The sequence below is a fragment of the Priestia sp. SIMBA_032 genome (genome assembly GCF_046535215.1).
Lineage (GTDB): Bacteria > Bacillota > Bacilli > Bacillales > Bacillaceae_H > Priestia > Priestia aryabhattai.
Map to the genome: position 1 here is coordinate 862,753 of NZ_JAWRXD010000001.1, position 20,546 is coordinate 883,298.

Genomic DNA, 20,546 nt, shown 5'->3' on the forward strand with positions numbered 1-20,546 from the left:
ACCTCATTGTGGTTGAATAATGATTTGTTCTTCTTTTAGCTTGTCACAAATAGCTTTGGCAAATTCAACAGCATGTGCACCGTCTCCATGAATACAAACGGTATCTGCTTGAATGGAAATCTCTTCATTTTGCACAGTGAATACTTTCTTTTCTTTAACCATTTTAATTACTTGAGAGATAGCCGCTTCTTCACCTTGAATCACGGCGTTTTCAACGTTTCTCGGCGTCAGCATGCCGTTTTGTTGATAGGTTCGATCTGCAAATACTTCCTGAGACGTACGCAAGCCGATTTCGTTTCCGGCTTTAATCAATTCACTTCCAGCAAGACCATATAGAATAGCTTCCTCACTGACATTATAAACAGCTTCAGCAATAGCTTTAGCTATGTCTCGGTCCCCTGCAGCCATATTATATAAAGCGCCATGAGGTTTCACATGATGAAGGGTCCCTCCTTCTGCACGTATAAAAGCTGAAAGAGCCCCCATTTGATACACCATTAAATCATAAGCTTCTCGAGGCGTAATTTTCATATATCTACGTCCAAATCCAGCTAAATCTTGCAATCCGGGGTGCGCGCCAATCGCCACATTTTCACTCAAAGCCAGCTTTACTGTTTCTCTCATAACCGAAGGATCTCCGGCATGAAAGCCACATGCAATGTTTGCTGATGTTACATAGCGTAAAATCTCTTTATCATTTCCTAATTTATAGTTTCCAAAACTCTCCCCTAAGTCACAGTTCAAATCAACGGTAGCCATTTTTTTCCCCCTATATTTTCATTCGAAGTGCTCTTTTAATATGATTTATTTTCTTTTCCTGCTCCATATATAAATGCTGAGCTTCATCCAGTGAAACGAATTGAAAAGAAACCTTTTTCCCTGGAGAAACTTGCGCCAGCGCCGAAAAATCGGCAGTTGCTACCTGGCCGATTCTAGGATATCCTCCTGTCGTTTGATGATCTGCTAATAAAACAATGGGCTGTCCTTCTTTTGGTACTTGAATTGTACCGAACGTTACAGCGCTAGAAAGCAGCTCTTTTTCCTGCTCAAGAACTAGTTTCTTCCCTTTTAGCCTATAGCCCATTCGGTCAGATTGCGGCGTAACGTCAAATTTTTGATTAAAGAAATGTTGTTGACTTTCTTTCGTAAACCAATCAAATTCTGCACCTTTCATCGTGCGGATAATAGGCGTCTCGTATGAAGGAAGAAGTTTAGGGTGAATCGTCCAAAAAGCCTGCCGAAAAGAGCGGTCCGTTTGCTTTTTCACCAGTTTCTTTATAATTGCTTCCCCTATTTCTGTAGGAGGGTGGCTTAATACTTCGTCTCCTGACTGTAATGCTTTACCGTGCAGCCCGCCTATCCGAGCGCGAAGTGAAGTAGATGTACTTCCCATAACTGCAGGAACATTAAAAGCACCGGAAACCGATAGATAAGAACGGCACCCTAAAGTCGGAACACCAAACTGCAGCACGCTCCCTTTTTTCACATATAAAGGTCGCCACATCTTTACGGCTTCATCATTAACAGTTGGCGATAAATCCCCTCCTGTCAGGGCAATCAAAGCATCTTGCTGAAATTCAATTCTTGGTCCCATTAACGTAATTTCAATAACCGGCTGATTTTCTTGATTTCCTACTAATAAGTTGGCAATCCTTAAAGCAACTTTGTCCATTGCTCCGCTGACAATCATGCCATCCTTTTGATATCCATGTCTGCCGATATCTTGAATCGTTGTTAATAAACCGGGACGTATCACTTTAATACTCATCTTCATTCACCTCCTTTTGTGTTTCATATTCCGTTTCAGAAATGGAAACAAATCGGATGCAATCACCTGCTTGAAGCAAGCTTGGCGAGTCTTTTTCTGGGTCAAATAGCGTAAGAGGAGTGCGCCCAATTAACTGCCATCCCCCAGGTGTCTCGATTGGGTACACGCCGGTTTGCATTCCTGCGATGCCAACTGACCCTTTTGGGATGCTGTTTCTCGGTGATTCTTTTCTTGGAGTCGCAATTTCTTCGCTCATCCCTCCCAAGTAAGGAAAACCAGGAGCAAAGCCTATCATATACACCAAATATTCTCCGTTTGTATGAATGGAGATAACTTCATCAGGCGTTAATGAATGAAAAGCAGCTACCCTTTCTAAGTCCGGGCCGTACTTTCCTCCGTAACACACCGGAATTTCAATTTGTCTAGCGACCGCTTCAGATTTTTCTTCCTGGCGGAAAAGCAGTTCTTCAATATATGTAGATATTACTGTGTAAGGATTTCTTCTTCCTTTTTCACTCATTATCCATGGATCATAATAAATTGTAACTGTTGTAAAAGCCGGCACATATTCAATCATCCCTTTACATAATGATTGCTCTAGCACCTCAGTAAATTGCTGAATACGTTTATGTATGCTGAAATTAATTTCGTCTCCAAATGAAACGACAATGCCGCTGTCACCAAGAGGATAAAGTCGATAATCGTTACTCATTCCGTCTCCTCCTTTTTACTTAGTATTGTTTGAGCAGCTCCCTTTAATGCTGTAGTTAGACACATTCATTAGAATTACTAATGGAATTTATGTTTTTAAATAACAAATCCTTATATATCTAATAAAAAAAAGGACAATAAATCCCTATCCTGTATGGATAATATTATACAAATATAAAATAATCTTATGTTCTACTAAAACAAACTCCAAAGAAAAATTCAACCTTTTTAAAATTTTATCCTCAAAAGGATTACGTTTTTTCAGCTTTCTCATAAAAAAACTGCTTTGTTTTTTATGCCAAAGCAGTTTTTTAGTAAACATGTACAAAAAGGAAAAACTCACGGGCAGTGAACTATTATATACCTCTGCGAGCAAAATCCACAAAACGAAACTTATCAAGACGATGACGTGATTCCGTATATTGAAAAAGGCTTGCATCTTCTAAATACACATAGTTTCTTACTACCACAATATGTTCATAGTCTTTTAAATCTAAGTAACACTTATCTTCGTCCGTCAGCTCGTCAACGGAAATTTCTTTTTTAGCAAAGCTTATTTTTAGCCCAAGATCTTTTTCTAAGTATTCATAAATAGAGCCTTTGCATATGTCTTTTGTGAGGTGAGGAACATACTTTTTATGAAAAAAATCTTTATCTAAAATAATTTTTTCTCCATCGATTTCACGCGCTCGAACTACTTTCCATATTAGATCTTTTTTCGTCGCCCCAAGCTGTTTGCACAGATCTTGATCGGCCTTGACTAATTCAAATTCTTTTACAATAGTAGTCGATGTATGTCCTAGCTTTTCCGCCACTTCTTTGAAGCTAACAAGTCCTGATACTGGAAAATCAAAGCGTGATACGTCTAATACAAATGAGCCTTTTCCTTTCATTTTTTGAATGTACCCATTTTGTGAAAGTAAATTTAACGCTTTCCGTATCGTTTCACGAGACGTTTGATACTGTTCAACAAGCTCATTTTCAGAAGGAAGTTTTGTATTAGGACGCCAGTCACCACGTTTAATTTTATCGACTAACTGTTCGTAAATGCTGATAAATTTATTTTCTTTCAATTGCCATCACCTATTTTACTTTCTATATATACCCAATTGTATAAAAAGAACGATAGATTGTCACCCATCGTTCTTTTTACTTTTTTCTCTATTTTTTTAAATGATACACGATTGATTCGTACGGCCGAAGCAAGACTCGCTTGAATTCCTTTGGTGAACCTTCGTAGTTAGACAGCAATATTTCACTATGATATCCTTCAAAAGTTATATCTTCTGGCAGTTCAAAAATCGTTTCGCTGCCGTAGAAATTGTTTATAACCAACAGCTTTTCATCTGCTCCATTTCGGATATAAGCAAAAATCTGCTCGTCTTCTCCAAGAATCAATTCATAGTTTCCATAGGTGATAATCTCGTACTGCTTGCGCAGTGCAATAAGCTTTTGATAAAAATAAAAAATTGAATCTTCATCATCTAGCGCTTTTTCTACATTAATTTCACGGTAGTTATCGGCTGGATTAATCCACGGCTTTCCTTTTGTAAAACCTGCATTTGGCTCATCGCTCCATTGCACCGGTGTCCGGGAATTATCTCTTGATTTATGTTTTAAAATCTCCAAAATTTCATTTTCGTCCATTCCTTGGGCACGTTTTATCTCATACACATTTAATGACTCCACATCTCTGTATTCATCAATAGAGGAAAATTTCGGATTTGTCATCCCTATTTCTTCCCCTTGATAGATATAAGGTGTTCCCTGCATCAGATGAATCGTTGCAGCGAGCATTTTAGCAGATTTATTATGATAGAGTTCGTCGTTTCCATAGCGTGAGACAACGCGAGGCTGATCATGGTTGCACCAAAATAATGCATTCCATCCTCCTCCTTTATTCATTTCCGTTTGCCAAGTTGATAGAATCTCTTTTAATTTAATAAAATCAAAATCTGCTAGCGCCCATTTTTCACCATTTGGATAATCAACTTTCAAATGGTGAAAATTAAACGTCATGCTAAGCTCGTGCCGGTCGGGATGAGAGTACTTAACACAGTGGTCAACGGTTGTTGACGACATTTCCCCAACGGTTATGCTATCGTATTTTGAAAAAACTTCTTGATTCATTTCTCTCATATACTCATGAACGCGAGGACCGTCGGTATAAAATTTCCGGCCATCTCCTGGAGCGATAGAACCATCATCATCTAAAAAGCGCTGATCTTTTGAAATTAAGTTAATAACGTCCAGACGAAATCCGTCTACTCCTTTTTCAAACCAAAACGTCATCATATCGTACACGCTGCGGCGCACACGCTCATTTTCCCAGTTCAAATCCGCTTGTGTGACATCAAACAAATGCAGATACGATTGTTCTGTCAGCTTATCATGCTCCCACGCGGATCCCCCAAATTTTGAAACCCAATTCGTTGGAGCACTTCCATCTTCTTTTTGATCTTTCCAAATATAAAAATCTCTGTAGGGGTTATCTTTCGATTTTTTAGCTTCTTGAAACCATTCATGTTCAGTTGACGTATGATTAACGACAATATCCATGATGATTTTAAGATTCCGCTTATGAGCTTCTGCTACTAAACGATCGAAGTCCTCCATTGTTCCGTATTCTTCTTGAATAACAAAATAATCACTTATATCATATCCATTATCCCGCTGCGGTGATTTATAAATTGGCGTTAGCCACACAACGTCTACCCCTAGCTTTTTCAAATAATCTAGCTTTTCAATAATGCCAGCTATATCACCCACGCCGTTTCCAGTCGTATCATAAAAACTTTTTGGATAAATTTGATAAACAACAGATTTTTTCCACCAAGGCTCTTGCATTTTTAACACCACCATTTAATTCTTAGAATTGTGTTGAAGCGAGTGTGTACCCGCGACCGTTGATGTAACGGTTGATTTTTTCTGCAGCTTTCCAAGCGTTAACGTTAAAAGAAATGGCACAACGATTACGATTACCATTCCAATAATAAAAGGCGGCCAGCTCTGTGGAACAATTGATAACGGAGCTGGTATACCACCAATTCCTACCGACGCTGCTTTCACCCCGGCTACAGATATAACAACACCGGCAATAGCTGAACCAATCACTGCAGAAATAAAAGCAAATCTAAAGCGCAAATTCACACCAAACATTGCAGGTTCCGTAATGCCAAGCCACGCTGAAATCCCTGACGTTAAAGATAATCCTTTTAATTTCTCATCATCTTTTGAAAGAACCATTATCGCGAAAGCCGCAGAGCCTTGTGCAATATTCGATAATGCTACCATTGGCCATAAGAACGTACTTCCTACGCTTCCAATCAGCTGTAAATCTACGGCCAAAAATGTATGGTGCATACCTGTAATAACAAGAGGAGCGTATAAGCCTCCGTATACAAGCCCTCCAATAAATGGAGCCGTTTTAAATAGCCATACAACTGCATCTGTAATAACATTTCCTATTGCGAATGTAATTGGACCAATTACAATAAAAGCGAGAAACCCTGTCACTAAAAGAGCAACAGGTGCTACAATCAAAAGTTGAAAACCATCAGGTATGCGTTTTCGTAAGAATAATTCGATTTTTGCCAGGACGAATGAAGCGACTAATACAGGTAAAACCTGTCCTTGATAGCCGACTTTCTCAACGTGCAGGCCAAATAAATTCCACGTATCGATACTTCCTTTTTTTAATGCTTCTCCGTAAGACCAAGCATTTAGCAAGTCAGGGTGTACAAGCATGAGCCCAAGGACAATTCCAAATAAAGGACTTCCTCCAAAACGGGTAACAGCTGACCACCCAATAAGAGCTGGCAAAAAGGCAAAAGCCGTATTCGCAATTAAATTAATCATGCTTGCGAAGTCTTTCCACTGTGTATGAACATCTACGATTGATTTATCATCGTAAAAAATTCCGGCTCCTGTTAGTACATTATTGATTCCCATCAATAAACCCGCGGTTACGATGGCCGGTAAAATAGGAATAAAAATGTCAGCTAATGTTTTTATTGCACGCTGCAGCGGATTTAAGTTTTTAGCCGCTTCGTTTTTTACTTCTTCTTTTGATAGTTCGCCTATACCTGTAAGCGCGACCATTTCTTTGTATACTTTATCAACCGTGCCTTGACCAATGACAACTTGAAACTGGCCGTTTGTAGAAAAAGATCCTTTTACTAATTCGTGCTCATCTAGCATACGTTGATTGACTTTACCTTCATCTTTTAAAACAAGTCGAAGGCGCGTTACACAATGCGTTGCAGCAGAGATATTTTCTTTTCCGCCAACGGCTTTTACAATGCGTTCAACCGATTCTCGATTCATGTCTTTTTTCCCCCTTGTTTCCGCTTTCATTTCACTCCTATATTCCTTATCCCCCGTATAAATCTCACCGCAAACCTGTATATACAAGCTTTATGTTTTTATTCTAACCTGTATATACAAGTTCGTCAACAAAAATAAAATTACTTCTTTTTCATTTCATGATATAGTCAAAAAGCAAAGTGTATGGAAGGAGATATTACAATGCTGCAAGTAAGATTAATGGGAACACAAGAAGAAATTAATAAAGCAATCAAACAATTTGAACAGAACTACCATATAGAACATCAGTCAAAAGAATATACGCGAAGCGCTAATCCAAAGTATCAGCGCAAAAAAGATACTCGTGTTTATCTTTCAATGCACCCTAAAAAATAATTTCTGATTTATTTCAGAGAAGAATAGTAGCTTTTACAAACTAAAGGATTTATATTATAATTTCAGTATTTACTATAACATCCGATTTGTATTTAGAAATCAGAAAGAGGCTTAAAAATGGCATATAACGACATATCTCTTAGAGAGAAAAGTATTGTGTTTATCGGCTTTATGGGGGTAGGAAAAACAACTATTGGAGAAATGGTTGCCAAAAAATTGTATAGAGATTTTGTTGATATAGATCAAGAAATCGAAAAAGAATTTAATATGCCTACTTCTCAGATTTTTAAAGAGCACGGTGAAACTTTCTTCAGACAAAAAGAAAAAGAAGTAATAAGTCGACTTTCACAGCAGCGCTTAAAAATCATTTCTTTAGGGGGAGGCGCTTTTTTACAAGAAGAAATTCAAGAGATTTGTTTATCTAACTGCATCGTATTCTTTTTAGATTTGTCTTGGGATTCTTGGAAAGAACGCATTAGTTTGATCATTGATAGCCGTCCTGTTTTACAAGGAAGAAGCTTAGAAGATGTTGAAAAGCTATTTTACGACCGTCAAGCTATCTATTCAAACCACCATTCAAAAGTTGAAACTGATAATTTAGATATCGAAGAAGTAGCTAACTACATCGTTGATTCATTAAAAACAGCTTGGGATATTTATCAACCTTAATGAAATAAAGGTTCGTTCCCTTAACAAGCCTTTACAAAAAAGGCGTAGCTTAATGCTACGCCTTTTTCATTCCTAATGGGAACTCATATAAAAATTGATAAAAAAGGCGATGGTGATTACATACATCATCCAATGAATTTCACGATGGCGTCCTGTAAACAGTTTAATCGCTGTGTATGAAATGAATCCGAATGCTAACCCTTCTGCAATGCTGTAGGTTAACGGCATCATGACAATTGTTAAGAAAGCGGGAACAACCTCAGTAAAATCGTCGAAGTTAACGTTTCGAATGTCACTTAGCATAAGTGAACCAATAATAATGAGTGCTGGAGCAGTAGCAACGCTTGGGATAAATTGAATAAGCGGTGCAAAAAATAAGGTAAATATAAATAAGATGGCAACCGTTAATGCCTTTAAGCCGGTACGTCCTCCTTCTGCAATACCTGTTGCATTTTCAATATACGTATTTAACGCAGTGCTTCCAAAAATAGCACTCGCCATTGTACCGATTGAATCTGCTGCAAGCGCACGATTTAAACCTGGAATTTTACCGTTTTTATCTACTAGGTTTGCTTTTTTAGATAGTCCAATCAATGTCGCCAGCGTATCAAATAATTCTACGATGGTAAAAGAAAATACAACTGAAAAAATGCCATAGGCAACTGCACCCTTTAAATCCATTTGAAAAAATGTTTCTCCGACGCTTGGTGGCGTAGCTGAAAAGACGTCTTTCACCGAATGAGGAACTGCTTGTACTCCTACAATCATCGCTAATATTGTCGTAGCAAAAATACTTATAATAAGAGCGCCTTTTACATTTTTAGCCATCAGTACAGCTGCTAATATCAGCCCAAAAATAGCAAGTAAGGGACCTTTATCCATTACATTTCCAAGCCCTACAAAAGTAGACTCGTTTGCCACAACTAATCCAGCGTTTTTCAAACCGATAAACGCAACAAAAAGACCAATTCCAACTGCTATGGAAGACTTTAATACGTTCGGAATGGCATCAATAATCTTTCCGCGTATTCCTGTTACTGTTAAAACAAAAAATAAGACCCCGGATATAAAAACTGCACCAAGTGCCGTTTGCCATGACAATCCTTGTCCTAATACGACTGAATACGTAAAAAACGCATTTAAACCCATCCCTGGACCGGTTACAATCGGGAAGTTTGCCCATAGAGCCATCAGTAACGTACTAAATACAATGGCATAAATGGTAGCTGCAAGAGCCGCTTCTCGGGGGATACCCGCGTCAGACATGATAATGGGATTGACAATTACCATATAACTGACCGTCATAAAAGTTGTAAGTCCTGCTAGTATTTCTTGTTTTGGTGTTGTGTTGCGCTCTGATAGTTTAAACAAGCGCTCTAATATTCCGTTACGCTCCAACACGCGCGCCTCCCTACTTCTCAAAAAAAATAAAAAATCCTACCTATTCAAATGCCCTAAAAAGGACACGATTTAGGAGGATTTTACGTTTCAAAGTAAAATCTTTTGTCCTATTATAGTCTTAATTTGTAGATATGCAAAGGTGGAAAACGCTATCATTATAAAAATTTTTATCTTCCGTCAGTTTGGAATTTTGAAAATTTATTTCTTCTATCCCTTTAGTCTGTGCAAGAGTGCTGTTTTTAATCGTTTATACAAAAAAGAAATTGAGATATGACTAAATCAATCCATTCTAAAGACAAATAAATGGAATAACCGCAGGAGTCTACGCCTTGTCCTCCAATCAACAGCTAGAAGCAACTAAACAGATGAAACCTACGTTCACCTTGACAACAAAAAACTCGAATTATTAATCAATAACTCCCATTAATAATTCGAGTTTTACTTTTGTTAAAATACTTTTATTCCAGCCTCTTCTTTGTTTTACATCTTATGAAATCAAAAGTGGAATTCTTTTTAAAAGACGATCAATCGAATGATTTGCTTCTTTCAGCACAATTCCTTGGTCAATGGTTTTTAACACGCGGTTCTCCATCACAATTTCTCCATCAACCATCGTTAGTTCTACATCTCCTCGCGTGGCTGAATACACGACTCTAGAAATAGGATCTACGCCGTAAGATGGAAAGGTATGAAGCTGATTTAAATTTAAAATAGCAAGATCCGCTTTTTTCCCAACCTCTAAACTTCCAATTTCTTTTTCAAGCCCAACTGCTTTCGCTCCGCCGATTGTAGCCATTTCGAGCACGTGCTTTGCATTCATGGCCGTTGGTCCGTACGAGGGTTTATGAATCGTAGCGGCCAGCCTCATTTCGTTGAACATATCCAAATTATTATTACAAGGAGCGCCATCAGCTCCAAGACTTAAAAATACACCTTGCTCTAATAAACTGGGCACATCTGCGATTCCCGATGCAAGTTTTAAGTTTGAGCCTGGGCAATGACTGACTTTTACTCCTTGATTCTTAATAATTTGCTTTTCTTGATCGTTTAGCCACACACAGTGCGCTAAAATAAGGCGCTCATTAGCTAATTCTAAATGATCTAAGTACATGATATTTCTCATACCGGTTTCAGCTTCTACGATGCGAATTTCTTCTTGATTCTCAGAAGCATGAGTATGGACATGAACATTATAGGCAGCTGATAAATGGCTCACTTCACGCAGCAAATCTTCCGTACACGACAGCACAAATCTTGGGGAGAATGCGTATCGAATACGACCGTTATTTGAATTATGCCATTTTTCAAGCAGCTCTACACTTTCTTTGATCGAGTCAGCCGTTGTCTCCTGCAGAGCTTTTGGCAGATCGTCGCCTTTTTTATCCATCATTACTTTTCCTGCAAGAGCTCGGATTCCGCTTTGAGATATAGCTTGAAAAGCAGAGTCCGTATGATGAACAGTTTCCATATCTACAATTGTTGTAGTCCCGCTTTGAATGAGTTCGCCGATCCCTAAGAGTGCTGAATAGTAGATAGATTCCTCATCATGCGAAGCTTCAAGCGGCCATATTTTCTTCTTTAGCCAGTCTAGCAGCTCTAGGTCATCTGCTTGCCCTCTAAAAAGCGTTTGACATAAATGAATATGAGTATGTATAAAGCCAGGCACAATCGTTTTATTTGCTGCGTCAATGACTTTATCTACCTTTTCCGGATGCAGATTTTTTCCGATGGCTGCAATACGATTTCCCACAATATAAAGGTCACCGTAAATAATATCGTTCTTCTCATTCATCGTAATAATCTCTGCATTTTTAATTAATGTGTGCGTCATACCTTCTTTCCCCTCTTTCGTAACATCTATCTATTTCTAGCTCAAGCCGAACACTAACATCTTCAAGCAATCTTTCTTACACTGGTCTTAAACATATATGGTGCATGCTCTGAGTTGAATAAGTGTAGATAACCCCATACGCGATAGAGAGTTTGGGTAAAAAAAATTCCTAGCTGATTATACAGCTAGGAGGTTGGATTTATGATAAAATCCCAAGTCCCTTTTTCAAGAGGTTATACGAAATCGCAGGAGAATAATGTGATCTTGTATATATAATATGGTGTTTCCAATCTACATACCAGCTTTTTGTCAGAAGTTCTAACATGGTTTTTTTATTCTTTTTCATTATGTGACTTTTCTTAACACCCTTAATTTTCATGTTATGCAATTTATTTTCGTTTCTTCTATGTAATATTGCCTAAAAATAAAGAATCTATCTTCTGTTTCTATACAAAACAGAAAAGTTATTTTATGATTTGTATGATTAAAAAACTACAAATCTATATTTTAGGGGTGATTAACTTGGAAAAAATAAATGTTGGCTGTCGTTTTACGCTTTCCGTTATGAGCGATAACTTCATCGATATTATTTTAAGCGCACTAAACGAAGTGGATATGTCTAAAGTTCAGCGAAAAACGGACCGTGTTAGTACGTTTATTGAAGGAACTGCCAAAGATGTATTTGAAATTGTTCAAGCCGTTTATAAAAGTGCTGGAAAATCAGAAAAGCATATTGTGCTGAATGCCACGTTCTCAACAGGGCGTCACGAAGAATATTTCGAAGAAAGAAAAATAAAACCAAAAGAAAACACGCCTTCAAACCAACAGCTTTGTGCTTCGTTCCCTGTATCCACTCAATTTTCTTTGTATCCATTAGATACGCCACATTATGTAGACATCATCGAAAGCGGAATTGGCGCAGTTAAACAACAGGGAGTATTTGCCGAAATCGTGCCTTTTGCAACAGCTTTAGAAGGAGATGTGGACAAAGTATTCGCTTCGTTATACGAATGTTTTATGAAATCTGTACAGCAAGCTCGTGTCGTGATGACAGTTAATATGTCAGCACACAGTCCTTCTTCAAAACGATAAATTACTTCTTATCTATTTATAAAGATAGAGTACTAGAAAGGATTTATATAAATATGGCTACAAAAAGAACATTTTTTTCTTTTTCCCTGATAGGTGCATTATTATGTCTATTAGTCGTACCAAACTCTGTTCAGGCTAGTGAAAAACCTGCTCGTTTAACGGTTGCTTCTTACACGCAGTTCTTGAAAGCGCAAAGTGATAAAAGTTCACTGTATGAATTTTCAAAACTGTCGCGTCAGCAAAAACAAAAAGTTGTACAATCACTGAGGGATCCCTCTCTGTTAAAAATGAATATTGAAGAGAGCAGTGGCACGGTCGAAGCTGCAAGTACAGCAGCATACGGAGCAAGAACGGCTTCACCTTTATTCAAAACAGCAGCTTATACGGCTTCTTATAAAGCGGCGGGATTTACAACAACAAAACTAACGGTGTATGTAGACTATTACACGAAAAGCTCATCGGTGACTTCAGTCAAAAGTGTACGAGGTGTGGTCACAAAAAATGTAAACCCCCTTGTGTCTATTTCAAAAAAGAGCTCAAAATCTTGGGTGCAAAATAATCGAGCCTACGGGCGAATTGACTGGCAGTGGAAGGTTGCAGCTAAAAATGCTGGAATCAAAAGACAAACCGCTTATGGTACGGCTTCTGGCGCTTCTGGCGGGTCTACAGCTACAGTCAATTGATAATGAGGAATAAACGATGAAAAAAATGATGTGGTGGATTGTTGGTATTACGGCCGGGGTACTTTTACTAGGAATTCTGGTAGGTTATTTATCATTTTACAGCATATAAAAACAGCAGGCGGAATTACCTGCTGTTTTTTTATCTAAACGTTATATTCTTGTCATAAAATTAAAACCTCCACTTACAGTGTCTAAGTGACTGTAAGAAGAGGTTGGGATCACAATTGTTAGTAAGCCTGGTCTCTTCTCATCTTTCAAGCACTGCTTGTGGGAGTTGGCACGGTTCTATAAAGTCCGTTGCCGAGGTTTCACAGGGCCTATCCCTCCGCCTCTCTTGATAAGAAGTTTGTCGAATTTTGTTGATAATTGTTGATAAGATAAATATTATGTTACATGCTGCACAAACAGATGTCAACTACTTTTCAGAAAATTGTTTTCCCTCTAAAACTATGATATCGCTACCATTACTATGACAACTAGGTTACAAATATATAATTTTTTTATTACGCTTTTACAGCTGACTTTTTCTCAAAAGAAGTAATAGCCTCATCTAGCATACGAATGCCTTCATCTATCTGTTCTTTTGTTACAGTAAGCGGAGGTACCATGCGAATAACTTCACTTGCATTTCCGCAAAAATAAAATAATACGCCTTTTTCTAAAGCTAAGTCCAAAATCTCGAATAAGGCGTCTCCATCTCCTTCTCCCGTATGCGGATTAACAATTTCAATTCCAATCATAAGTCCTAAACCACGGATATCCCCAATAACTGAATGTTTCTCCTTTAAAAGATGCAGCTGCTCTAATGCATAAGCGCCCATTTTTTTCGTGTTATCCAGCAGCTGTTCTTCTTTCATCACTTCAAGAGTTGCAAGAGCTGCTGAACATCCAATAGGATTTCCTCCAAATGTTGTACTATGTGTGCCAAGAGGCCACTGCTTCATTAATTCTTGAGAAGCTACCGTTGCACTAAGCGGAATTCCAGAAGCAATTCCTTTTGCTATAGCCATAATATCTGGTACGACATCAAACGTTTGTCCAGCAAACCATTCACCGGTACGGCCAAACCCTGTTTGCACTTCATCGAAAATAAGTAATATTCCGTGACGATCACAAATCTCTCTTAACTTCTTCATCCAATTTTTCGGAGGGATAATATAGCCGCCTTCTCCTAATACTGGTTCCAAAATAACGGCAGCCACTTCTTCAGGCGTGACTTGGTGCTTAAAGAGTATTTCAAAATCTTTTTCAAGCTTTTCAGTAAAGTATACATCGCTGTCTAGCTCCGCAGGGCACTCTTTTGGATTGGCATATGGAATTTGATACGTCAGTCCCGAAGGCTGCTGAAATTGTCTATACTTGCTTTTCGATGTTGTAACACTTAAAGCTCCCATCGAGCGGCCATGAAAACACCCTAAAAAAGAAATAACATACGGACGCTTTGTGACATGTCTTGCTAATTTCAAGGCTCCTTCAATTGCTTCGGTGCCACTATTTCCAAAGAAAAAGCAGTCTAAATTGCCCGGCGTTACTTTTCCTAACTCATCGGCTAACTTTAATATCGATTCGTACATAATGACACCTGAAGGACCGTGCAATAATTGATCTGCTCCGTCTTTGATTGCTTTTACTACTTTCGGATGTCTGTGTCCTACATTTGTCGTAGCGATTCCGGAAGTGAAATCGAGATATTCTTTACCATCCAATCCATAATAATAGCATCCTTCTTCTTTCACAACGGGCAAATTCGGATGGTCTTTAGCCATGGTCGGTGCTAGCAATTCAGGCATTCTTTCAAATAAGTGACTCCAATCTTTTGACATACTACATCCTCCTTGAAATTATACAAATCAATTAATCTTATTCCGAAATATAGTTACTTATTAAACAATATTAGGAAATTCAGTTATACTAAACGCTTTAATAGAATAGTAATAAAGCTTATTTTACTATGCATTTTTATTAAAATCAATTGTATAAATATTTATATATAAAATTAATATGCGGGGTCTTATCCCTTCCGCTTTTCCCGCAGGAGTCTTCACCTTTCCCTCCAATCAACTGCTAGAATCACTTACATATATGAAAGCTACGTTCACCATAACCATATAAAAATCCGAACGATTAATCGTTCGGATTTCCCCTCAACTAAAATACTACTGTCACAGCCTCTTTAAGTATATTTATTCAAGATGTTTGGCATCATTGATCGTTTCAAGACGCCATTTTCCACTTTCATAAGCAAAAGTTGTAATCGATGTATTTTGTAAAATAGTAGTCCCTGTTCCTTGCTCTCCGCTTGTTACATGATGAATGAATGTATTAATTGCCGCCCCGTGACTAACAACTGCTACTTTCTTTCCGATAGATTTCTTCATAATTTCCGTTAACCGCTGAACCATCCGTTCTTGAGCGGCTTCGAGTGTTTCAATACTATATAAAGGTTCTTCTCCCCAATTTGTTGCATAGTTTGGCACAAGCTCATGCAGAACTTCTACGTTCTTTGATTCTAGTTCTCCAAAAGAGCGCTCACGCAGCTGCTCACAAACCTCAACTTTCTCTACTTTAGCAGCTGCTGCAATTTCCCTAGCCGTCTCCTGCGCACGAAGCAAATCGCTTGTATAGATTACATCAATATGGATATCTCGAAAACGTTCCGCTACGCGTTTAGCTTGTTGCTTTCCCGCTTCGTTGAGCGGAATATCAGCATGCCCTTGAATAAGTTTGTTTTTATTCCAATCCGTTTGGCCGTGTCTAATTAAGTAAAGCATCGTAATCCCCCTTTAATCCCGTTTTAGAAATTGATAGACAGCTTTATCAACCTCTGAGCTTTCATGTAAATCTGAATGTGCTTCATGAAACGTTTGAAGATGAATGTGTTCGGTAAACTCTTGCAGTCCGTACGCACTTTCTACTGTTACCACTCCATCTGTCCTATCTCCCACGTCTCCTGCTCCTGAAAAAACGTCGATTTCTTTTGAGAAATCTTGACGACTTTCGTACAGCTTGTTTAACGCTATAGAGTGAAAAGCTAAATCACGAGCACCCATAGATTCAATATGATTGCGTGCATGAGGGTACATCTCCATTAATTCCTGATAATCTAATCCTTGAATTGGTGATCCTAATGTAACTAACTTTTGAATATATTGAGGGTTAGCCAAACTAACAGCTGCTGCTGTTACTCCTCCCATACTATGTCCAACTAAATCAACAGAAGATGCTTTATATGTATCACGTACATCTTGCATAATAGCTTCAATCCATTTTTGCTGCTGTGCAATACTGGCATCTGGCTTTTTAAAGACGATATGAATAAGCGGAAGTTTTCCCTCTTTTGCTTTCATAATATGCTTCCACTGAATAGCTCCATCTTTTTGAACAACGCAGTAACCTACTTTAGTTCCCCATCCGTTTTGTTCAAATCGTTTAATCATTTTCCCTAAGCTTTTTTGACTGCCTAAATAGCCATGAATAAATAAAACCGGCACATTTTTCGATTGGGCACCTCGTTTTATTTGTGGGGCAAAAATATAAAAACAAAGCGAAATAAATAGTATGATACTAATCAATAAAATTAACAGCCGCAAGTTCTCACCCTCCGATCATCTCGTCCATTACACTCATTAATAAAAAAATTTGGAGTAAATTTTATTCTGATACATCCTGTAAGCTGCAGAACTTGTCATCTTTTTCTTGTCAACGAGCTGCTCAAAGCGCAAACGCTTTTCCGTAAGCATCTCTGTTAGCCTTTGTTCTTCATTAGCATCCGTGCATATAGAAATCAATTCTTCTATTGTAGCCATATCTCGTTTCAGCTCTTGTTCATCACTTATCATATTTGCATTTTTTAATATCCTATACGCTTGGCGCAGTTCTTCAGGTATATGTGATAAATCTTCTAACTTTAATGGTTTTCCTTCCCCAGGCAGCTTATCAAAGTCACCGTCTTTTATTGCTTGTCTAATTCTTTCTTCAGCAATTATATACGCAATATCCAAGGAAAGACCTCCTTTAAAAAAATATAAAATTCAATCTTACCTTCTATATAAAAGATGTATAACAAACACAGCTTTTATAACCGTATTTTTTATTATACTATGATTATAAAAATTGAACTACCTTCACTTCTTAGATAGACTATCCTCCCTTTGTGAAATAATCTCCAGAGCTTCACGCCTTTCACTATCAAACGTTCTTGAGCAGTTTCTTAACTAGCTGAAATTCAATAAACGATTCTGCATCAGGTTTTGTTATCTTATCTTACTATATTTATACAAAAAAGCCTCCTTACGCATGTAAGGAGGTGGAAAAAGGTAATTCTAAGGTCATCATGTTATGCCTACTTTCTATAAAACCACATTTTGAGAGCGTTTTCAACGTTTTTTTGTATTACTTTGCTAATTTTCTTTTCGTTTAATGAGACTCCGTACATATAACGAAGCCTCACCAAATTTCTACTCTTCTTTATCTGATGGAATCATAATTTCTCCTTCGTGCTCTTGTTTTTTCAAAAGCAGCTGGAGAATCGTTTTGGATAATTTACTAGGCTGATAGGGTTTAATCAGAAACTCACACACTCCAAGCTCTAACCCTTTGCTTCTTTCATCTAAAGCAGATGAGATTAAAATAGGAATTTTTTCTGTCCCTGTATTTTCTTTGAGGTGTCTTAAAACATCCCACCCGTCTAACTTATTTTCTCCTAGCATAATATCTAGAACAACCACTTCAGGCTTTTGCTGATGAATAGAGTTTAATGCGTCTTCTCCGTTGTTAAAATACCGAACATGAAAACCGCTTTCTTTTAATTCTACCTGTAAAAGCGTCGCTAAACTTTTATCATCTTCTACAATCACTACGCTTTTACGGTTATCATTCGTATTTATCATCTCTTCATCGTACTGAACTTCATATAGAAGCGGGAGAACAATCGTGAATGTTGTTCCTTTTTTCCATTCCGATTGTACAGTAATGTCTCCGCCATGAGCTTTTACAATTTCTTTTACAATGGCTAATCCTAGACCCGTTCCGCCAATTTTGCGCATATCGGAGTTATCTACTCTGTAGAATTTGGTAAACAATTGACCTAGCGCTTCATTTGGTATACCAATTCCTTCATCTTGAATATCAATATAAACAGCGTGTTCCTTTTGATACACTTTAACTGTAACGTTCCCTCCATCGGGCGAATATTTCACTGCATTGCTAATTACATTATTAAACAATTGCAGCAGTTTATCTTTATCTCCCATTACTGTAAAATGCTCTTGATCAGAAATCATATCAAATTCATGCTTACTTGTTTGTATTTTCTGGACCTCAATTACCTGCTTAATAAGCGGCAGAATGTCTTGATACTTTTTATCGTAGGTTTGTTTTCCCGCTTCCATTCTTTGGACGTCCAGAAAATCGTTGATTAAAGACGTTAACCGCTGTGCTTCCTGATAAATAGTAGTTAAATACTTCTTCTGTCTTTCTTCTTTTAATGTTTTGTTTAACATAAGCTCAGTGAACCCTAACACACTTGCTAAAGGTGTGCGCAGCTCGTGACTCACAGTGCTTACAAATTCCGACTTCATCTGATCAACTTCAAATTCTTTCGTAATATCACGATGAACGAACAATACGCCAAACATCTGACGGTTTCGATACACGTATTCGCTATAAACTTTTATAACTTTTCGCTTACCATCCGTGTACAGGTAATAAACAAAAGACTTTTCTACTTGCTCTCCCTTACAAATGGCTTCAACGTATTGTCTTAGCTGCTGTATATTTTCGACTTTTTGAGAGAGAGCATCTAGCCATTGATTGAGAGAGAGCTGAAGAAGCCCGCTTTGATGCTCATATTGAAACAATTCGCTAATCTTCGTATTCACTTGTAGAATCGTACCGCTTGTATCTACAAGCTGCATTCCTTCTTGAATCGAATTTAAAATATCTTGAGATAGCAGGCGGTCGTGCTCAGACTCTTCGTAAATATAAATTTTTTCAAGAGCAATCGTGATTTGTTTGGCCAGTATTTCAAATGTCTGTAATTCATGCTCTGTGTACTCATCCGCATAGCGACTGTAAAACATATAGGCTAGCATATCTCCCTGTGAAGACAACACTGGTACGATAACATCATACAAATAAAACGTTTGCTGATGATATAGGCGCTCATGTTCTATACACTCTCTTTTTACTACCATACATTTTTTCGTCTTTTGCACATGATCAATATAATTATTATGAAGGTTTTCCATCATCTGTTGAACACTTGATGAAGATAGACCAAATGAAGCATGTGTCTTTTCATCGGTTAGCATAATAAAACCGTGATCAGCTTTCATCACCCGGCTCATGTTTGTGACAGCACTCGTGAGAACTTCTTGCTTGTGAAGAGAATTTGTTAGTCCATGCACAAATAAATTGCGCAATTCTAACTCTCCCTCTCGTTCCTTTGTCAGCTCTAATGCGTGCTGAAGTTCATCTTGCTGACTGTGCAACTCATCTTGCTGTGCAATCAGCTCTTCATTTTGAGCCGTTAACTCCTGTTCGTTATTTTGCAAAGTTGATACCATCTTGTAAAAAGCTTGAGATAACATGCCGATTTCATCTTTTCTTTGTTCATCAAAAGCTATAGGGATTTCTTTTCCAGCAGCAATTTCGCTTGCCGTATACGCCAGCTGACTCAGCGGCTTAACAAACTTACTTAGCAGTACTCGTGTCAGCAACAATAAAATCACTACCGTAAACGCTAAAAACAAAATAAAAAGCGTTTGACTTTTCTGCATCTCACTCGACGTATCATCGTACTGTGTATTTAAGTCTTTAGTTAATTCATTTTGGTAGTCATCAAGTTCTTTTTGCATTTGTTCTATTGATTTAGAAGCAGCCTTCCGCTCAGGACTAGAGCGGACTCCTTCAATACCTTTTTTGTCGTAAATATCTTTAAAATAAGGAAGCGTTTGATTAAAATACGTGTTTAGCATCACCGTCGCTTCATTTACAAACGTACGTTCACGTCTATCTGCGGCTAAACCTGAAAGTCGATCGAGATTTTCTTCGATAATTTTTTGCTGACTTGCAGCCTCGTTATACATATCCTCTGAATCAAACGCAATAAACCCACGAGCCTGCAAAAAAGCTCTGTTCATTGATTTATCAATTTTAGATAGCAGCTGTGCCTTTTCCCGTACTTGTGCCCTGTACTGGGCATAATCAGCTGTAATTTCTTTTTGCCGTACGACAAGTACAGTTGAACCCGCTGCAAAAGCAAGTAAAAGGATACTCGCTAAGAGGATGAACTGGGTTGAGATACTTTTTCGTTTTAGTTTATTGTTCATCTAAAATTTCCTCGACACGTTCGGCCAGTAATAGGGGACTAAACGGCTTAGACATAAAATACGCAGCCCCCGCTTCTAACACTCGGCTTTGATCAGCAGCTTGATTCTTAGCTGAAAGCATCAATACTTTTGTATGGCGCTTATCTTTCATTTCTTGCAGCTGCTGAATGACTTCAAGCCCGGTGAACACAGGCATCATATAATCCAAAATAATTAAGTCAAAATCACGTTCTTTAATAAATTCCAAAGCTTCTTCGCCATTTTCTGCTTCCGTCACATCATGTCCTTCATCTTCAAGCGTATCTACCACTAACATACGAAGCACTTCTTCATCTTCCGCTAATAAAATTTTTGCCATT

Annotated in this window: 18 protein-coding genes and 1 riboswitch; of the genes, 4 read left to right on the forward strand and 14 right to left on the reverse strand. The window is 37.9% G+C overall.

The window, feature by feature from the left end; translation table 11 throughout:
* Nucleotides 1–3: 3 nt before the first annotated feature.
* The 6 genes from SB717_RS04320 to treP form a co-directional block, all read right to left on the reverse strand.
* Nucleotides 4–759 carry a LamB/YcsF family protein gene (locus tag SB717_RS04320; protein ID WP_074678912.1) on the reverse strand — a complete coding sequence of 252 codons (756 nt, stop codon included), beginning with the start codon at nt 757–759 and terminating at the stop codon, nt 4–6.
* A gap of 10 nt (nt 760–769) precedes the next feature.
* Nucleotides 770–1,768 (reverse strand): 5-oxoprolinase subunit C family protein, encoded by a 999-nt coding sequence (locus SB717_RS04325; RefSeq protein WP_410903311.1) that lies wholly within the window; start codon nt 1,766–1,768, stop codon nt 770–772.
* Nucleotides 1,758–2,480, reverse strand: coding sequence for a 5-oxoprolinase subunit PxpB (gene pxpB, locus SB717_RS04330; protein ID WP_410903312.1), 723 nt, complete (start codon nt 2,478–2,480; stop codon nt 1,758–1,760). Before pxpB ends, SB717_RS04325 begins: the two co-directional genes overlap by 11 nt.
* A 355-nt stretch (nt 2,481–2,835) precedes the next feature.
* On the reverse strand, nt 2,836–3,552 hold the full coding sequence (treR, locus tag SB717_RS04335) for a trehalose operon repressor (protein WP_074678918.1): 717 nt from the start codon (nt 3,550–3,552) through the stop codon (nt 2,836–2,838).
* An 88-nt stretch (nt 3,553–3,640) separates the two neighbouring features.
* Entirely contained in the window at nt 3,641–5,326 is a 1,686-nt protein-coding gene (gene treC, locus SB717_RS04340; protein WP_410903313.1) for an alpha,alpha-phosphotrehalase, read from the reverse strand.
* A gap of 15 nt (nt 5,327–5,341) precedes the next feature.
* On the reverse strand, nt 5,342–6,805 hold the full coding sequence (gene treP / locus SB717_RS04345) for a PTS system trehalose-specific EIIBC component (protein ID WP_410903314.1): 1,464 nt from the start codon (nt 6,803–6,805) through the stop codon (nt 5,342–5,344).
* Between the two features lie 201 nt (nt 6,806–7,006).
* Between treP and SB717_RS04350 the strand changes: the two genes are divergently transcribed.
* Together SB717_RS04350 and SB717_RS04355 are read left to right on the forward strand one after the other, a co-directional pair.
* Complete coding sequence (locus SB717_RS04350) at nt 7,007–7,180, forward strand: YvzF family protein (RefSeq protein WP_074678922.1); 174 nt, start codon at nt 7,007–7,009, stop codon at nt 7,178–7,180.
* 117 nt (nt 7,181–7,297) lie between these two features.
* On the forward strand, nt 7,298–7,849 hold the full coding sequence (locus SB717_RS04355) for a shikimate kinase (protein WP_074678924.1): 552 nt from the start codon (nt 7,298–7,300) through the stop codon (nt 7,847–7,849).
* A 72-nt stretch (nt 7,850–7,921) separates the two neighbouring features.
* On the opposite strand, the gene SB717_RS04360 is transcribed toward SB717_RS04355, so the two are convergent.
* Both SB717_RS04360 and SB717_RS04365 read right to left on the reverse strand, forming a co-directional pair.
* Nucleotides 7,922–9,247 carry an NCS2 family permease gene (locus SB717_RS04360; protein WP_013055656.1) on the reverse strand — a complete coding sequence of 442 codons (1,326 nt, stop codon included), beginning with the start codon at nt 9,245–9,247 and terminating at the stop codon, nt 7,922–7,924.
* A gap of 490 nt (nt 9,248–9,737) precedes the next feature.
* Nucleotides 9,738–11,081 (reverse strand): 5'-deoxyadenosine deaminase, encoded by a 1,344-nt coding sequence (locus tag SB717_RS04365; RefSeq protein WP_410903315.1) that lies wholly within the window; start codon nt 11,079–11,081, stop codon nt 9,738–9,740.
* A 513-nt stretch (nt 11,082–11,594) separates the two neighbouring features.
* Between SB717_RS04365 and SB717_RS04370 the strand changes: the two genes are divergently transcribed.
* Nucleotides 11,595–12,173 carry a YkoF family thiamine/hydroxymethylpyrimidine-binding protein gene (locus tag SB717_RS04370; RefSeq protein WP_410903442.1) on the forward strand — a complete coding sequence of 193 codons (579 nt, stop codon included), beginning with the start codon at nt 11,595–11,597 and terminating at the stop codon, nt 12,171–12,173.
* 53 nt (nt 12,174–12,226) lie between these two features.
* A complete protein-coding gene (locus SB717_RS04375; RefSeq protein ID WP_410903316.1) occupies nt 12,227–12,856 on the forward strand; it encodes a hypothetical protein in 630 nt (209 codons plus the stop codon).
* Nucleotides 12,857–13,100: 244 nt separating this feature from the next.
* Nucleotides 13,101–13,200: riboswitch (SAM riboswitch) on the reverse strand.
* A gap of 159 nt (nt 13,201–13,359) precedes the next feature.
* On the opposite strand, the gene SB717_RS04380 is transcribed toward SB717_RS04375, so the two are convergent.
* From SB717_RS04380 to SB717_RS04405, 6 genes are all read right to left on the reverse strand, one after another.
* Complete coding sequence (locus tag SB717_RS04380) at nt 13,360–14,679, reverse strand: aspartate aminotransferase family protein (RefSeq protein ID WP_074678932.1); 1,320 nt, start codon at nt 14,677–14,679, stop codon at nt 13,360–13,362.
* Between the two features lie 360 nt (nt 14,680–15,039).
* A complete protein-coding gene (locus SB717_RS04385) occupies nt 15,040–15,627 on the reverse strand; it encodes a histidine phosphatase family protein (RefSeq protein ID WP_074678934.1) in 588 nt (195 codons plus the stop codon).
* A gap of 12 nt (nt 15,628–15,639) precedes the next feature.
* Entirely contained in the window at nt 15,640–16,446 is an 807-nt protein-coding gene (locus tag SB717_RS04390) for an alpha/beta fold hydrolase (protein ID WP_410903317.1), read from the reverse strand.
* A 36-nt stretch (nt 16,447–16,482) separates the two neighbouring features.
* Nucleotides 16,483–16,857 (reverse strand): DnaJ family domain-containing protein, encoded by a 375-nt coding sequence (locus tag SB717_RS04395; protein ID WP_074678938.1) that lies wholly within the window; start codon nt 16,855–16,857, stop codon nt 16,483–16,485.
* Between the two features lie 456 nt (nt 16,858–17,313).
* Nucleotides 17,314–20,187 (reverse strand): ATP-binding protein, encoded by a 2,874-nt coding sequence (locus SB717_RS04400; RefSeq protein WP_410903318.1) that lies wholly within the window; start codon nt 20,185–20,187, stop codon nt 17,314–17,316.
* The gene (locus tag SB717_RS04405; protein WP_074678942.1) at nt 20,177–20,545 is read right to left on the reverse strand and encodes a response regulator transcription factor; all 369 of its coding nucleotides are present in this window, start codon (nt 20,543–20,545) and stop codon (nt 20,177–20,179) included. The genes SB717_RS04400 and SB717_RS04405 overlap by 11 nt, the downstream gene beginning before the upstream one ends.
* Nucleotide 20,546 lies beyond the last annotated feature (1 nt).

Bases quoted from the DNA above. Each gene is read 5' to 3' on its own strand.
- SB717_RS04325 (WP_410903311.1), bottom strand. From the start codon at position 1,768: ATGAGTATTAAAGTGATACGTCCCGGTTTATTAACAACGATTCAAGAT.
- pxpB (WP_410903312.1), bottom strand. From the start codon at position 2,480: ATGAGTAACGATTATCGACTTTATCCTCTTGGTGACAGCGGCATTGTC.
- SB717_RS04320 (WP_074678912.1), bottom strand. From the start codon at position 759: ATGGCTACCGTTGATTTGAACTGTGACTTAGGGGAGAGTTTTGGAAAC.
- SB717_RS04400 (WP_410903318.1), bottom strand. From the start codon at position 20,187: ATGAACAATAAACTAAAACGAAAAAGTATCTCAACCCAGTTCATCCTC.
- SB717_RS04375 (WP_410903316.1), top strand. From the start codon at position 12,227: ATGGCTACAAAAAGAACATTTTTTTCTTTTTCCCTGATAGGTGCATTA.
- SB717_RS04350 (WP_074678922.1), top strand. From the start codon at position 7,007: ATGCTGCAAGTAAGATTAATGGGAACACAAGAAGAAATTAATAAAGCA.
- treC (WP_410903313.1), bottom strand. From the start codon at position 5,326: ATGCAAGAGCCTTGGTGGAAAAAATCTGTTGTTTATCAAATTTATCCA.
- SB717_RS04365 (WP_410903315.1), bottom strand. From the start codon at position 11,081: ATGACGCACACATTAATTAAAAATGCAGAGATTATTACGATGAATGAG.
- treP (WP_410903314.1), bottom strand. From the start codon at position 6,805: ATGAATCGAGAATCGGTTGAACGCATTGTAAAAGCCGTTGGCGGAAAA.
- SB717_RS04355 (WP_074678924.1), top strand. From the start codon at position 7,298: ATGGCATATAACGACATATCTCTTAGAGAGAAAAGTATTGTGTTTATC.
- SB717_RS04405 (WP_074678942.1), bottom strand. From the start codon at position 20,545: ATGGCAAAAATTTTATTAGCGGAAGATGAAGAAGTGCTTCGTATGTTA.
- SB717_RS04385 (WP_074678934.1), bottom strand. From the start codon at position 15,627: ATGCTTTACTTAATTAGACACGGCCAAACGGATTGGAATAAAAACAAA.
- SB717_RS04380 (WP_074678932.1), bottom strand. From the start codon at position 14,679: ATGTCAAAAGATTGGAGTCACTTATTTGAAAGAATGCCTGAATTGCTA.